Consider the following 15661-nt stretch of genomic DNA (forward strand, 5'->3'; position numbering starts at 1 on the left):
AAAGATGGCTAATTATTATACAGACATACCGGAACTCAAGTTTCACTTGAACAATCCGATGATGAAACGTATTTGCGAACTGAAAGAACGCAATTACAGAGATAAAGATGAGTTCGACTATGCTCCGCTGGACTTCGAAGATGCTGTAGACTCTTACGACAAAGTATTGGAGATTACCGGAGAAATCACCGGAGAAATCATAGCCGCCAACGCAGAAGGCGTGGACGAAGAAGGTCCCCACTGTGCCAACGGACGTGTAGAATACGCTTCGGGAACTAAACAGAACCTGGACGCTATGGTAAAAGCCGGCTTGAATGGCATGACCATGCCACGCAAATTCGGCGGTCTGAACTTCCCGATCACCCCGTACACCATGTGTGCGGAAATCGTAGCTGCCGCCGATGCAGGCTTCGGAAACATCTGGTCTTTGCAGGACTGTATCGAAACTCTGTACGAATTCGGTACAACCGACCAGCACAGCCGTTTTATCCCCCGCGTATGCCAGGGCGAAACGATGTCTATGGACTTGACAGAGCCGGACGCAGGCTCCGACCTTCAATCCGTTATGCTGAAAGCTACTTACAGCGAAAAAGACGGATGCTGGTTGCTGAACGGTGTGAAACGTTTCATTACGAACGGTGATGCCGATATTCACCTCGTACTGGCACGTTCGGAAGAAGGGACAAGAGACGGTCGTGGTCTTTCCATGTTCATCTATGACAAACGTCAGGGTGGTGTGAACGTACGCCGTATCGAGAACAAACTCGGTATCCACGGTTCACCTACTTGCGAATTGGTATATAAGAATGCAAAAGCCGAACTTTGCGGTGACCGCAAACTCGGTTTGATTAAATATGTAATGGCTTTGATGAACGGTGCCCGCCTGGGTATTGCCGCACAATCCGTAGGTTTGAGCCAGGCTGCTTACAATGAAGGATTGGCTTACGCCAAAGACCGCAAGCAGTTCGGTAAAGCAATTATCGAATTCCCGGCAGTATATGACATGCTGGCTATCATGAAAGGCAAGCTGGATGCCGGACGTGCATTGCTGTATCAGACAGCACGCTACGTAGACATCTACAAAGCATTGGATGACATCGCCCGCGAACGTAAACTGACTCCGGAAGAACGTCAGGAACAGAAGAAATACGCAAAACTGGCCGACAGCTTCACTCCGCTCGCCAAAGGTATGAACTCTGAATATGCTAATCAGAATGCTTACGACTGTATCCAGATTCACGGCGGTTCGGGCTTCATGATGGAATATGCTTGCCAGCGTATCTACCGTGATGCACGTATCACCAGCATCTACGAAGGAACGACTCAGTTGCAGACCGTAGCTGCCATCCGTTACGTAACTAATGGTTCTTACATCGCCACTATCCGCGAGTTTGAAACAATTCCCTGCTCACCGGAAATGGAACCGCTGATGTCCCGTCTGAAGAAGATGGCTGACAAATTTGAAGCAAGCACCAACGCTGTAAAAGAAGCACAAGACCAGGAATTACTGGACTTCACTGCCCGCAGACTGATGGAAATGGCTGCTGACATTATCATGTGTCACTTGTTGATTCAAGATGCCAGCAAATCTCCTGATCTGTTCTCTAAATCTGCCCATGTATATTTGAATTATGCGGAAGCAGAAGTAGAAAAGCATACAAGTTTCATCGAAAACTTCGACAAAGAAGACCTGGCTTTCTACAAAAAGTAACAGATTAGCTGTCAATAATAGAATAAAGCATCCCTTCTCTTGAAGCGGATGCTTTTTTATTTGTCATATTCTGTCATTTATCATTATTATTCTATACATTTGTCAAGGAGATAAGTAAATTTTAATCAAGAACCAGATATAGAGAAAGAAATATGCCACTCAAACCTTCATATGACGACAAACTACATTTATCAGGATTATCAAATACGGAAATTCTAATATTAGCCCTCGAGGCTGCTCAGAAACTTGAATGGAAGATTGAAAAAATAGCTCCGGAAGGCATCCTGTTCCAAGTCCCGTTCAATATGTATTCCCACGGAGAGGAAATAACCTTTACCATAGAACAGGGAAGTGACGGAGAAGTATCCGTCCGCAGCCAGTCTTCTTCCATACAATTTGTAGATTACGGCAAAAACAGAAAGAATATCCAAAAACTACAAAAGGCAATGGAAGAGGCAAGAAACAGCCTTTCCCCGGAAGAACTGACCCAAAAAGGAAATGAGCTGGAAGAAGATTTCAACCGCCCGCTCACAGAAGAAGAAAAAGCATATATAGAAGAGGAAATGAAAAAAAACTCTATCCTATCTTTCTTCATACCACGCAAAGGATTCATAGCGACACCTATCCTTATCGATATCAATATTCTGGTATTTATCCTGATGGTCGCTTCGGGAGTGGGAATCTTGAATCCCGATACATTACCACTATTAAAGTGGGGAGCCGACTTCGGACCACTGACTCTCACAGGTGACTGGTGGCGTACTGTAACCTGTAATTTTATTCATATCGGCGGTTTCCATCTTGCGATGAATATATACGCTTTCATGTTTGTCGGTCTTTTCCTGGAGCAGCTAATAGGAAGCCGACGAATGTTCGCTTCTTATTTTCTGACCGGATTATGCTCGGCAGCATTCAGCCTGTATATGCACGGCGAGACAATTAGTGCCGGAGCTTCCGGAGCAATCTTCGGACTTTACGGCATATTCCTCGCCTTCCTCCTGTTCCACGGCATCGCCAAAGAAGAACGGAAGGCATTATTAACCAGCATCCTTATTTTCGTCGGCTATAATTTGATTTACGGACTGAAAGAAGGAATCGACAATGCCGCACACATCGGCGGATTATTGAGCGGCTTCCTATTGGGAATTGTTTATGTATTCAGTAATAAGTTCAAGAACCCTGACGCGCAGCGAACCGTATCCATCATTGGAGAACTTGGCATATTCTGCATATTCCTGTTCAGTTTCATTATGCTTTGCAAGAATGTGCCGCCTCTCTACCAGGAGATACGTCAAGAGTGGGAAAGCGGCATCGTGGAAGCCTACCTTAATGGAGAACTGGAAGAAGAAAACGAGAATCATCCGGTTATGAGCCCTCCCGGCAACTCTTCCGACAGGCAGTTTCCTTCATATGTTCCTATCGGCAATAATGACACCTGGCTTTCTTATTATGATGCAGAAACCAATTTCAGTTGCCAATATCCTACCAACTGGAGAAAAATAACAGGAGCAAAAGGATTGACTCCCAGTGCCCCACCGCCATTGCTCAAGCTTGTCAACGGAGCCAACCAACTGACAGTCGTTTCCATCGCCTACGATACTCAGAAAGAATTTGAGCATACGAAAAAACTGTCGCTCATTGTCCCGCGGAATGAGAAGGGGCAGCCATCGGAAGATTATAAGCAAAACGACATCAACATCAACGGACTGCCCATGACAAAAACAACAAACCCGCTGCATATCGGAGCTCCCGATGAACCGGGAAAAGATATACAACAAATCTCATTTAAATATTTCCAGGAGAAGAATAAAAGAATATATAGTATTGTCATGCTTCTCTACGATGAAGAAGCAGCCGCCGATTTAGATGCCATTGTATCGAGTATACAAATAACCAAATAAAGAGAATATGAGAGTCTATATCCAAGTCAAACAATTAGGAAAGCGAAAGTGCAGCATTGAAAAGATGCCCGTTGATTTTCCTGTTCCGCCTGCCCATGTACAGGAATTGATTGAAGCCATCGTCAGTTGGCAAGTCAGTGAATACAACGAACGCTTACAGCAGAGCGAAGTGCTGAAATACCTCACTCAGGAAGAAGTGGAAGATAAGGCAGCTTCAGGCAAAGTAGGGTTCGGAGTCAACTATAACGGCAAACCCGCCGCAGAAGCAGAAGCTATCACCAATGCCCTGCAATCCTACGAAGACGGAATTTTCCGGATTTTCATTGATGACATGGAAGCGGGAGACTTATCCTCTCCCATCCTGCTGGAAGAAGACTCCACATTAACCTTCATCCGGCTGGCTATGCTGTCGGGAAGATTATGGTAATTATTATATCCTACCAAACACTTAAAAACAAATAGAATCATGAGACTTATTTATAATGAAGCATTAAACAAACGGGTACTTCCGTATCTGGAGAAACTGACCCAAAAGAGAAGCAGCCTGGACAAAAAGACAGCCGCCTTGTTTGACATATTCATGTTATACTTTAATATGGATACCCGGTACGGCACCTATAACGACAAGCTGGAACCTTGCATTATAAGTGTCATCAAAGAAGAAAACATCAAAAGCGTAGCCAATCTTTTCGATGGAAAACTGAGCAAACTGCTCCGTTACATATTGGGAGATGAATATGCCCGCCTGTTCCACACCTATCTGAAACTCAAAGTACATTGCCCGTACACTCACGGCTATTCACGGCGTTCACAACGTGCCGCCAACCCTTATCTGCACTTCAACCACGTCATAGACGCATTGACACAATTCCTGAAACTGCGCGCCACCGGCTTTACAGAACAAGCCATATTGAACGGTGGAAATACACCGGAAGAAATAGAAGCATACAAAGACTGCATGAGCTGCGAGAACTGGATAGCCGCCCAAATAGCAGAAGGCAACAAAACAGTCATCGAATACCTGCATAACGTGCTGACCAGCGAAAATAACGCCAACCGCCTCAACCAGGGACATCTCAAGGCTATCGCAATGAGCGGATACCGCCCGTTGCTGGAACTGGAAGGAAAATTGCTGCTGGCAGCAAAACTACAAGAAGGACTCCGACAAGCTATCGTGGAAACGATGGACGAAGGATGTCCCGAAAGCTATCTTCATCTGCTTACGGTAATTTATGAGAACGGATTGCAACGTTTTGCTTCCGTGAAACGTGGTATCGCGGTAAGTACAGGCATCGGAGAACAGGACAGCAGCGAACGTGTCACCAATAAATACATAGAACTAATCCTGCACTTCCTGAACAACCAACAACAGGCACGCAAAGCCCTTCAAAGCAAAGATACCGTCGAACTCTACCTGGCCTTATGGAGCATCGGGTTCTATAATACAAACGACATCCAAGCACTTGCACCTGAAATTCTCAAAAACGGGGCCAAGCACCAAGTACAGACTTTCCTTTACTTCCTGCTCTGTACGCAACACTCCGGCATGAGTTATTACATCAGTAAAGAAGCTTTCGAAAAATGGCATAACGACCCGTCGGTCGTAGCAGCCATTCTCCCGCTCTATCTCACAAATTTCTATCTCAGCCGATATGGCGGACGTGAAGACCCCAAACTCACCGATTACTTTGAGAACAGGGAAGAAGCTGTGCGCCACTACGGATATTTAAAACAAATCTACCACTCCATCTCAGCCAAAGAAACCTATGCTCCCTATATCTTCCCTTGGGAAAGCACACAACTGACCCGTTCGGAAGTTATCCTCAAAATGGCATATATCGTCTGGATGCTGAATGATTCTGCCATGAAAGATGACCTTTGCGGCTATCTGGCATCTCTTGATTCCTATATGCGGGCAAGCTATATCGGCATTGCCCTGAATCCGCCTACCAGTCCGCTGCAAGAAGAATACATCCTCCAATCATTGGGCGACCGCTCATTGGACGTACGCAACGAGGCATACAAAGTATTGTCCGAAATGACCTTATCGCCCGAACAGAACCTGAAAGTAGAGGAACTGCTACGTTTCAAATACAGCGAAATGCGCATTAATGCCATCAACCTGCTTATGAAGCAACCGAAAGAAGAACTGGCAGGCAGTATCCGCCGGCTGATTACAGACAAGGTTGCCGAACGCCGCCTGGCGGGACTGGACATGATGAAGACAATTCATAACGTAGAATTCCTGCAAGACATCTACCAGAAACTTCTTCCTGCCATCAAAGAGATTCAAAAACCAAATGCCAAAGAAAAGGTATTGATAGCGTCTTTGATTGGTGACGGAACGGAAAAGAAAGCTACACAGCACTACACCAAAGAAAACGGTTTCGGTCTGTACAATCCTGCATTGGAAGTCAGCCTGCCGGAAATCACACCGGATAAAGGGTTCTATGTCAAGAAAGCATTTGAGTTTATCAGCTACGGAAAAGCGAAACTTACTTTCGAAAGGTTGAGCAAATACATCGCCGCGCACAAAAACGATGAGTTTAAAAACGACTACGGAGAAGCACGCCTGGTAGGTAACAGCGTACTGATGAAATGGAGCAACTACGGTGGACTGAGCGGTCTTGGACTCCCGGAACTTTGGATGGATTTCTACGAACGGGAAATCGGGAGCTACGAAAAACTATTGATGATGAGTTTCATGCTTGCATCAACAGGTGTCGCCCAAGAAAACGATGACTATGACGAAGGGGATGAAGAAGACAGAAAAGCCGATATTAAATCCGCCAATAGCTTTGAACCACTTGTGAACAAGATGTATGCAGGCTTCAGTTACCGCGGATTACAGAAAGTACTCCGGAAGTTGCCCTATTATGAGCAAATGGAAGACATCATCGATGCACTGGCATACGAGTACAGAGACGAAACGGTTTATCAGCGAATGGCCGCCAATATGCTGCTCCAGCTAATACCATTGCTCAATACAGAGAATATCTTCCGTCAATATACAAACAAGCATACATGGCTCAGAGATTCAATGGAATACGGAGAAAAGGTCATTGTTTATCCGATACACAACAACAAGTTTGTGCAATTCTGGCTTGACACCCCCTGCAGACCGATAGACGATGCCCTGTTTACCCGTTACTTCACCGTGCGCTATCAGCTATATAAGCTCACCAACTATATGGAGCACACGCCCGAACTGGAAGAAACCGATTCCTATCTGCAATCCGCAGACTTTGCCCGTGCCTGGATGCTGGGGCTGATACCGGCAGAAGAAATATATCGCGAACTGACAGGACGTGTCAACTCCCCCACACAAATCAAGAATATCACTCTTGCGTTGAATGAAAACCGTCGTCCCAACGAAGTGGACAGAGAGCGGTTCGCCTATATCAAAGACTTCAACTTCACTTTATTCCGACCATTATTGCAAAAGGCTGTCGACCGGATTCTGGATATAGAACTATCACGCGGAGACTCTGAAACGCAGGTTACCCGCCTGGCGGAAGAACTGACCTGCGTCTATGGAGCCGAAACATTCATCCGCATCCTGCAAGCGTTCGGCAAAGATACGTTCATACGCGACAGTTACAATTGGCGGAACACGAAACGGGAAGTATTGAGCAGCCTGCTTCACGTTTGCTACCCGTTGCCGGCAGACACAAGTGCCCAGCTCAAGAAACTGGCGAAACAAGCCGAAATCAGCGACGAACGGCTGGTGGAAGCCGCCATGTTCGCTCCCCAATGGATAGAACTTACCGAACAGGCAACAGGATGGAAAGGACTGACAAGCGCAGCATACTATTTCCACGCCCATACCAACGAGACTTGCGATGACAAGAAAAAGGCAATTATCGCCCGTTATACCCCGATTGACGTAGAAGACCTTCGGGAAGGCGCTTTCGACATCGGGTGGTTCAAAGATGCTTTCAAGACGATTGGCAAACAACGTTTTGAAGTGGTTTACAATGCCGCCAAATATATCTCATGCAGCAACAGCCACACCCGTGCCCGCAAGTTTGCCGACGCCACCAACGGTGCAGTGAAAGCAGAAGATATAAAGAAAGAAATCTCGGCCAAACGCAACAAAGACCTATTAATGAGTTACGGACTTATCCCATTAGGGAAAAAAGCGGATAAAGAACTGTTGGAACGCTACCAATTCCTGCAAAAATTCCTGAAAGAAAGCAAGGACTTCGGAGCACAAAGACAGGAAAGCGAAAAGAAAGCAGTGGCTATCGCTTTGCAAAACCTGGCTCTCAACTCCGGTTACGGTGACGTCACCCGCCTGACCTGGAGCATGGAGACGGAACTGATTAAAGAACTTCTCCCCTACCTGTCCCCGAAAGAGATAGACGGTGTGGAAGTCTATGTACAAATCAACGACGAAGGCAAAGCGGAGATGAAACAAGTCAAAGCCGGAAAAGAACTCAACAGCATGCCAGCCAAATTGAAGAAGCATCCGTATGTAGAAGAGCTGAAAGCGGTACACAAGAAACTGAAAGACCAACACGCCCGCTCCCGCATCATGCTGGAACAGGCTATGGAAGACTGTACGCGCTTTGAAGAAAACGAGCTCCGCAAGTTGATGCAGAATCCTGTTATTTGGCCGCTACTGAAGCATCTTGTCTTTATCAGTAACGGACAAACAGGTTTTTATACCGATGGATTACTGGTGACAGCGAATGCCGTCTGTCTCCCGCTGAAACCAAAAGACGAATTACGCATCGCCCATCCTACCGACCTGTACACGAGCGGCGAGTGGCATACGTATCAGAAGTTCCTGTTCGACAAAGCCATCCGCCAACCTTTCAAACAAGTGTTCCGCGAACTGTATCTACCGACTCCGGAAGAGGAAGAAGCCACACAATCCCGCCGCTATGCCGGAAACCAGATTCAACCTCAGAAAACGGTTGCCGTCCTGAAAGGACGCCGATGGGTAGCCGATTATGAAGACGGGCTTCAAAAGATATATTACAAAGAGAACATTATCGCCACTATCTACGCTATGGCAGACTGGTTCTCTCCTGCCGATATTGAAGCCCCGACACTGGAATATGTCTGCTTCCACAACCGCAGGGACTACAAACTGATGAATATTTCAGAGATTCCGCCCGTTATCTTCTCCGAAGTGATGAGAGACGTGGATTTGGCAGTCAGTGTAGCCCATGCCGGAAGTGTCGATCCGGAAACCAGTCACTCTACCATCGAAATGCGCAGCGCATTGGTGGAACTGACGATGCCATTATTCCATCTCAACAATGTGAAAGTGGCAGGCAACTTTGCTCATATCGAAGGCAAGCTGGGAAAATATAACATTCATTTGGGCAGTGGTGTGATTCATCAGGAAGGCGGTGCGCAAATTGCAGTTCTTCCGATACATTCGCAGAGCCGCGGACGCCTGTTCCTGCCTTTTGTAGACGAAGACCCGAAGACTGCCGAGATATTGACAAAGATTATCTTCTTCGCAAAAGACGATAAGATAAAAGACCCGAGTATCCTGAATCAAATCAAATAAGAACAATATGGCAGAAAATTTATCAATCAGTACAGGAAGCAAAGAAGAGAAATATCGTGAGTTACTTCCACAGTTACATACTTTAGTCAGCACGGAAACGGATTTCATAGCCAACCTTGCCAATGTTGCAGCGGCTCTAAAACAGACTTTCGGTTTCTTTTGGGCAGGTTTTTACATAGTGAAAGGAGATGAACTCGTATTAGGTCCGTTCCAAGGGCCTATCGCTTGCACACGTATCCGTTTCGGCAGAGGAGTTTGCGGAACAGCCTGGAAAGAAGCACGTACATTGATTGTCCCTGATGTAGAGCAGTTTCCCGGACATATAGCATGCAGTTCGGATTCCAAATCGGAAATAGTAGTACCGATACTAAAACAAGGTGAAGTAATCGGAGTATTGGATATAGACAGCGATACACCGGATAGTTTCGATACAGTTGACGCACGTTATCTGGAAGAAATCTGTACATACATCGGATAACTCCATCCGTGCTGTTATCATACAAAAAAACAGAGGCTCCGATTGGGTAAATCAGAGCCTCTGTTTGCTATAAATAGAGCCTCAGTTTGGTGTAAACAGAGGCTCTGTTTTTCTTACCAGTCAATCTCTTCTATTTTCCGTTCACGGTATAGCGTAAGCTGCTTACGGAGTGAGTTCATTTCATGCCTCATCTCCTCCATTCTTTCCAATAAATGATGAATGGCATCAATACCTTCCATGTTTATGGACAAATCATAATACATCCTGCTATATCGCTCCACATTCGGAAGTTCGGACACAAGCAGATAATGTTCATTACCCTCGGTATGTACGTTAATCAAACCGCCCTCTTCCAGCATATCTATGAATGAAGGCTCAATATGACATTTGTGACAGTATTCACTGACAATAATTAATTCGGTCTGCATAGCACTCATTCTTTTTAGTTCATACTCTGTAACTCGCGGAACAACTCTTTCTGTCTGTCCGTCAGGTTCGTAGGAATCTTGACAGAATAGGTCACAATCAGGTCACCGAATTGTCCTTCCTTCTTATAAACCGGGAATCCCTTGCCTTTCAGACGGACTTTCGTACCGTTTTGGGTTTCCGGTTTTATCTTCAGTTTCACTTTACCGTCCAACGTGTCCACAACCTTTTCACCACCCAGTACGGCTGTATAAAGGTCTACTTCCACGTCTACGTACAAATCGTCACCCAGGCGCTTGAATACCGGATCTTCGGCTATTACGAAAGTGATATACAAGTCGCCCGCAGGTCCGCCGTTGATACCTTCGGCTCCGTAGCCTTTCAGTTTAATCACTTGTCCGTCGGCTACACCGGCAGGGATAGTGATACGCACTTGTTTTCCATTGACAGTCAATATCTGTTTATGCGTCTGAGCAGCATCACGAAGAGACAGGTGAAGTTCGGCATTAAAGTCCTGTCCGCGGAATCCCGCAGAACCTTGTCCTCTTCCCCCCCGATGTCCACCGAACATTGATTCGAAGAAATCGGAAAAGCCACTGGCATTACCGCCGGAGAAGCCTTCGCCGTCGGAACTGTACCAATATGTTCCGTTACCGTCAGAGAATCCCTGTCCGCCACCGCCAAATCCGCCGAAACCTCCTGCACCGCCAAAGCCACCGGCTTGTTGCTGCGCCCGTTTCTGTGCTTCGAATTCATCGGCATGCTTCCAATGTTCTCCGTACTCATCATACTTTTTACGTTTCTCAGGGTCACTCAGTACCTCATTGGCTTCGTTGATTTCCTGAAACTTATCCTTTGCACTCGGGTCATTGGGATTCAGGTCAGGATGGTATTTCCGGGCCAACTTACGAAAAGCCTTTTTGATATCGTCCTGAGAAGCACTTTTGTCTACTCCAAGAATCTTGTAATAATCTATATAGGCCATGTTTTATGAATTTAATCGTTCATACATCATACGGCAAATAACACACCAATCCCGCTTTTGGATTCAAAATTTAGCACAATTTATAATAACCGGCTAATAATCAATTTCCTTTTGCTCCAACATTTGGAAATCTTGCTTTTTCATACCCAAATCATCCAACGGACGGGGTTCGTTATGGTCATTCAAATAGACCCTCGGCTTCATTTGATAAAGTGAAGCTATTACGGATTGTGAATTATCCCGGTAAGGAGTTTCTATTCCACCCAAATCCAGTATGGTCGGAAAAAAAGAGCTGCTGGAAGACACATTCTTATCCCTATTATCCATTGCGGCTTCCCAGTGTTCAGGGTAAGTCTCGCGATAACTGCCGGACATCCAAACAAGAAACGGCACATGAAGCTGATAGTAAGAAGGTACAGGCGAAGCATGAAGGAACAAATGACGGGAATCGTCGAAAATATCCTCTCCGTGGTCGGAAGTATAAATCATGGCGGCGTCTGCCTGTTGTTTTTCCAGCATACGGATGATTCTTGACAGGAAAGCATCCGTGTAACGGATAGAATTATCGTAAGCGTTCACCAAGTTATTCCGGTACTTCCTTTCCGCGTCAACCGGATAATCCGGTGTGAAGAACGTGTTTTCCAAAGGATAACGTTCGCGGTAATTAAAATGAGAGCCATAGGTATGGAGCACGATGAACTGTTTCGTAGCCCCTTTCTCCAGTTCTTGTTCCACTAATTTCAAGAGTTCGTCGTCAGACGGGTTGTAACTGTAATCAATAGAATCTTCTTTTATAAAATCATACGTATCGGCTTCCATCCCGAAAAAATCGATAAACGAATGGTTATAACGCTGATTGGAGAAGAAAGCAGTTTGGAAACCCGCTTCTTTAAAAGCGGTGATAATCCCTTTTTGATGATAAATAGAGTCGTAGTTGCAGGCATTGACGTCCGACATCAGCATAGGTACACTTTTGTGTGTCGTATTTGATTCAGTCAGTACCTTCGGAAAAGCAATCAATCCGGTTTGCCGAGACAGCAACGGATTCGTTTCACGTTCATAACCATATAATTGCCAGTTCAGGGCACGGGACGTCTCCCCTACTACCATCACATATACTTCCCGTTTTTCTTTCGGACGGGTAGTTTTGGCATGGAAGGTAAAGTCTTCCGACGTGTGATGATAGTTCTGTGTCAAGGCTGTCCGCTGAAAGGCAAGACCTACATTATAACAGACGTTCAGCGGATATAAATCCGATTTCAGTTCATATCCTGAATCCTGCACATAGGCTCCGGCAAGGCTGAGAAGGGAGATTCCCAAAACGATGAGTGCTCTCCTCCGTTCTCTGCGGATAAACTCTATCGAGAGTTTCCGCTTGTGGATAATTGAAATCGTTCCCAATATCAGTGCGGGAACATACAGTATGACTACGGCGATAATGGCAGGTGTCAGGTTATCAAGTAGTTCGAGCGCTTCACTCGAATTGGTAGTCACCAGGTTCAAGAACATATCCACAGCGATGATAGACTGTCCGAACAAATAAAGCAATACGATTTGGAAAGCTCCGAAAAAGAGAAACAGGAACAAAATCCAAAGCATTTTGCCACAGTTCCTCGATAAAGTCATCAACAGGTAATAGCCTCCTAAAGGCAGCAATACATTAGTTACTTTTGCCATCACCGGCAGCGGCTCCGTAAAACAGAGGACGATGTTAGGCACTATCAGGATAAACAGAAACAGATAAAACAAGTGTTCCTGATTTTCCAACCAATTCTTTATATTCTTAAAAAGCTTCATTTATATTAAAGATAAATCCGGTCTGGTGTTTACCAAAACCTAAGTCCAAACGTACATTCACTCTCTTTTTAAACTCCCAACGGTAGCCGAAACCATAGTTGGGAAGAATATGTTTCGGGGCAAAGTCGGAGAACTTCGGAAAGATAGTCCCTGCTCCCACCCATACGGCCACTCCATTTCGTTTCCAAACGTGTTGCCGCAGTTCTATTTGCGCATCCATCGCACACTTATCGCGATAACGCCCTTCGTAGTACCCACGCATCGAATAAGAGCTTCCTAAAGTTGCCATCAATCCCCACGGGGTATCTCCGTAAGTCAGCAGTGTGTGGAATTGTCCTGCCAGCACTCCGCCTTTCCATACGGGGTGATAGTAACTGGTAGTCAGTTCGGTACTGCTGAACGCATATTTATTGCCAAGAAAAGCAGGACTGAACCGCTGGTCCAGCCGCAGATAGTACCCCCGGTAAGCATTTGTCAGAAAATCACGTGAGTCGTAGAGAAGAGAAAGCCCGAGACTTATGTTGGTAGTCCGTGCCGCCATTCCTTCCCATAGCTCCGGCTTTTCAAAATCGCGTCCGTCGATGTAATCGAATACAGCCATCGGCCCGATATAGAAATTCTTTGCCATACAGAACATGAAGTCCACCTTCACCTGTGCTTGGAAACGTTTATATTCACTTTCATTATCGGAATTTGCTCCGTTATCGTATCCTCTTCCCCAATAGAGACTGGGAAAAGAGTAAAAATAAAGATTATAGTTCAACCGGTATTTATCCTGTGGAAACAGATGAGTTCCGCGGACTCCCAATAAATAGAATCCCACCGTAGAGACATCTCCGTAAAGAGATACGTTTGAAGGCGGAAGAATTGTATTATTATAATCCGTACGATATAAACCTGCCGCCACCAGTCCGAGTCCGAACTTCGTATCACTGGAATAGTGAGGGCCTCCTATCACACTGAAATCGAACTTTTTATTCTTTTTTTCCTTATTAGCATCATTGAAGTAATCAAGAAACTTCTTGAAAAAGCTGCGCTTTAGCGGAACAGAATCATTAATGGCCGTAACAGATACAGAATCTTCCGGCATTCCTATCTGAATAGAATGCGTCTGCGCACTAATAAAGGTTTGTGTCAATAATAATAGCGCAAGTAATATCAGCCTGTTCTGTCTAGTATCCATATATAATAAGAAGTTGAAAACTTCGGGGACAAAGTTAGTTTCAAACTTCTTATTACAACAGCGTTACACAGGATTTTGTTGTTCCTTATTTCTCTTTTAACGTTTCAAAACTCGTATAAATTCGTCAACATCTTCTTCTGTGGTATCAAAAGAAGTTACCAGACGAATCTCGTTGTTATCCTCGTTCCAAAAATAAAAGAAGTAAGATTCCAGCATCCGGTCGATTATCGGGCGGGGCATCGTCAGGAACAACTGATTGCTCTCTGCTTTTTGAGTGAAGGTTACCTCCGGAAGCTTTTTCAATTCATTGTAGAGTTTGGCAGCCATTGCATTGGCATGACTCGCATTCTTCAGCCAAAGCCCATCTGTCAGATAAGCCGTGAACTGGCAGGAAAGATAACGCATCTTCGATGCCAGTTGGGCGGATTGCTTACGGATAAAACGGGCTTCCGGTTGCAAGTCCTTATTGAATATGATAACGCACTCACCCATCATCAATCCGTTCTTCGTTCCTCCGAAACTAAGAATATCGACTCCGCAATCTACGGTCAATTCTTTTAAAGAAAGATTTAAAGCGGCACAGGCATTAGCAATTCTTGCTCCGTCCATATGAACGTACATACCGTTCAGATGGGCAAAGTCAGTAAGACGTTTCAGTTCTTCGGGAGTGTAAATCGTGCCAAGTTCGGTACATTGGGAGATATAAAGAGCTTTGGGCTGTGAATGATGCTGGTCACCAAAGCCGTGAAGATAAGGTTGCATCAATTCTGGGGTAAGTTTGCCGTCCGGGGTAGCAATCGGACGAATCTGACAACCGGTCATTTTCACGGGCGAACCACATTCGTCAACATAGATATGGGCGGTTTCCGCACAAAAGATAGAATGATACGGGCGGGTCATTAATTGCAGTGCCACGACATTGCTGCCTGTTCCATTGAATACAAATAAAGGAACGCAGTCCGGAGTGAAGGTTTCCTTAATCTTTGCTACGGCTTCTTCCGTCCATTTATCATCGCCATAACCTAACGCATGGTCTATATTCGCCCGGTTCAGCGCTTCCATCACCAACGGATGCACACCGGAATTATTATCAGAGGCAAAACTTCTCATTGTTTCCTTACATTTTAAATTGGATTGCAAAGTAACAGAATTATTTTCAGATATCATCTGAAAGGAACAGACATAAAAACAAAAATCCCCGAAGCATTGACTATCCTGTCGTTACTTCGGAGATTCTTTTGTTCTTGTCGAGGTACTAAGCTCCTTCAGCCAATGTAAACATTTACACAGAGATACACGTAAAGTTCTTCTTCACACTGATCGAACTCTATCTTATTCTCTCTTGACAACCATCCCAAAGCAGCGCCCAACTCTTTGTCCTTCAGTCCGGATTTTCTTTTCAAAAGTCCATAGCCCCACTTCTCGTTATTGCTAAGCAGTTGCCAAACTTTACCGGCATTCACACCGATTTCACTTCTATTCATTTTCTACAGTTATTAAGAGGTTTAAAACATTAGGTTAAGATTTCGCCCATAAAGAAAACAAAAGGATATTGCAATTGTTTATTCTACCTTACTAAAAAGTTGTTACAAAATTCTTTTTAACATAAAAAACATGATGTGTTCCGACACAAAGCCGCTATTAGCATATGTT

General features: G+C 45.1%; 11 protein-coding genes. 5 read left to right on the forward strand and 6 right to left on the reverse strand.

Going from position 1 to position 15661, the window contains the following annotated elements:
- Window positions 1-4 precede the first annotated feature (4 nt).
- The 5 genes from ACGHVY_RS13180 (at window position 5) to ACGHVY_RS13200 (ending at window position 9617) form a co-directional block, all read left to right on the forward strand.
- On the forward strand, window positions 5-1711 hold the full coding sequence (locus tag ACGHVY_RS13180; protein ID WP_308745410.1) for an Acyl-CoA dehydrogenase C-terminal domain-containing protein: 1707 nt from the start codon (window positions 5-7) through the stop codon (window positions 1709-1711).
- Between the two features lie 152 nt (window positions 1712-1863).
- Window positions 1864-3612 carry a rhomboid family intramembrane serine protease gene (locus ACGHVY_RS13185; protein WP_390599432.1) on the forward strand — a complete coding sequence of 583 codons (1749 nt, stop codon included), beginning with the start codon at window positions 1864-1866 and terminating at the stop codon, window positions 3610-3612.
- 7 nt (window positions 3613-3619) lie between these two features.
- Window positions 3620-4039 carry a hypothetical protein gene (locus ACGHVY_RS13190; protein ID WP_390599433.1) on the forward strand — a complete coding sequence of 140 codons (420 nt, stop codon included), beginning with the start codon at window positions 3620-3622 and terminating at the stop codon, window positions 4037-4039.
- 39 nt (window positions 4040-4078) lie between these two features.
- Window positions 4079-9139 (forward strand): DUF4132 domain-containing protein, encoded by a 5061-nt coding sequence (locus ACGHVY_RS13195; RefSeq protein WP_390599434.1) that lies wholly within the window; start codon window positions 4079-4081, stop codon window positions 9137-9139.
- A gap of 7 nt (window positions 9140-9146) precedes the next feature.
- Window positions 9147-9617 carry a GAF domain-containing protein gene (locus tag ACGHVY_RS13200; RefSeq protein WP_390599435.1) on the forward strand — a complete coding sequence of 157 codons (471 nt, stop codon included), beginning with the start codon at window positions 9147-9149 and terminating at the stop codon, window positions 9615-9617.
- Window positions 9618-9730: 113 nt separating this feature from the next.
- Here the strand turns inward: ACGHVY_RS13200 and ACGHVY_RS13205 are convergent, their stop codons facing one another.
- The 6 genes from ACGHVY_RS13205 to ACGHVY_RS13230 form a co-directional block, all read right to left on the reverse strand.
- The gene (locus tag ACGHVY_RS13205) at window positions 9731-10045 is read right to left on the reverse strand and encodes a chaperone modulator CbpM (RefSeq protein ID WP_308745427.1); all 315 of its coding nucleotides are present in this window, start codon (window positions 10043-10045) and stop codon (window positions 9731-9733) included.
- 14 nt (window positions 10046-10059) lie between these two features.
- Entirely contained in the window at window positions 10060-11028 is a 969-nt protein-coding gene (locus ACGHVY_RS13210; RefSeq protein ID WP_308745415.1) for a J domain-containing protein, read from the reverse strand.
- A gap of 93 nt (window positions 11029-11121) precedes the next feature.
- Window positions 11122-12825: a sulfatase-like hydrolase/transferase gene (locus ACGHVY_RS13215; RefSeq protein ID WP_390599436.1), complete on the reverse strand. Its 1704-nt coding sequence runs from the start codon at window positions 12823-12825 to the stop codon at window positions 11122-11124.
- On the reverse strand, window positions 12812-14008 hold the full coding sequence (locus ACGHVY_RS13220; RefSeq protein ID WP_390599437.1) for a BamA/TamA family outer membrane protein: 1197 nt from the start codon (window positions 14006-14008) through the stop codon (window positions 12812-12814). The genes ACGHVY_RS13215 and ACGHVY_RS13220 overlap by 14 nt, the downstream gene beginning before the upstream one ends.
- A 96-nt stretch (window positions 14009-14104) precedes the next feature.
- Window positions 14105-15118, reverse strand: coding sequence for a threonine aldolase family protein (locus ACGHVY_RS13225; RefSeq protein WP_390599438.1), 1014 nt, complete (start codon window positions 15116-15118; stop codon window positions 14105-14107).
- A gap of 155 nt (window positions 15119-15273) precedes the next feature.
- Complete coding sequence (locus ACGHVY_RS13230; protein WP_308745419.1) at window positions 15274-15492, reverse strand: winged helix-turn-helix domain-containing protein; 219 nt, start codon at window positions 15490-15492, stop codon at window positions 15274-15276.
- Between the last annotated feature and the right edge of the window lie 169 nt (window positions 15493-15661).

It is taken from the genome of Bacteroides sp. f07 (assembly GCF_042854785.1).
In the GTDB taxonomy this organism is placed as follows: domain Bacteria; phylum Bacteroidota; class Bacteroidia; order Bacteroidales; family Bacteroidaceae; genus Bacteroides.

Excerpts from the sequence above, each read along its gene's own strand:
- ACGHVY_RS13180 (WP_308745410.1), top strand. The coding sequence starts at position 5 with ATGGCTAATTATTATACAGACATACCGGAACTCAAGTTTCACTTGAAC.
- ACGHVY_RS13185 (WP_390599432.1), top strand. The coding sequence starts at position 1,864 with ATGCCACTCAAACCTTCATATGACGACAAACTACATTTATCAGGATTA.
- ACGHVY_RS13190 (WP_390599433.1), top strand. The coding sequence starts at position 3,620 with ATGAGAGTCTATATCCAAGTCAAACAATTAGGAAAGCGAAAGTGCAGC.
- ACGHVY_RS13195 (WP_390599434.1), top strand. The coding sequence starts at position 4,079 with ATGAGACTTATTTATAATGAAGCATTAAACAAACGGGTACTTCCGTAT.
- ACGHVY_RS13200 (WP_390599435.1), top strand. The coding sequence starts at position 9,147 with ATGGCAGAAAATTTATCAATCAGTACAGGAAGCAAAGAAGAGAAATAT.
- ACGHVY_RS13205 (WP_308745427.1), bottom strand. The coding sequence starts at position 10,045 with ATGCAGACCGAATTAATTATTGTCAGTGAATACTGTCACAAATGTCAT.
- ACGHVY_RS13210 (WP_308745415.1), bottom strand. The coding sequence starts at position 11,028 with ATGGCCTATATAGATTATTACAAGATTCTTGGAGTAGACAAAAGTGCT.
- ACGHVY_RS13215 (WP_390599436.1), bottom strand. The coding sequence starts at position 12,825 with ATGAAGCTTTTTAAGAATATAAAGAATTGGTTGGAAAATCAGGAACAC.
- ACGHVY_RS13220 (WP_390599437.1), bottom strand. The coding sequence starts at position 14,008 with ATGGATACTAGACAGAACAGGCTGATATTACTTGCGCTATTATTATTG.
- ACGHVY_RS13225 (WP_390599438.1), bottom strand. The coding sequence starts at position 15,118 with ATGAGAAGTTTTGCCTCTGATAATAATTCCGGTGTGCATCCGTTGGTG.
- ACGHVY_RS13230 (WP_308745419.1), bottom strand. The coding sequence starts at position 15,492 with ATGAATAGAAGTGAAATCGGTGTGAATGCCGGTAAAGTTTGGCAACTG.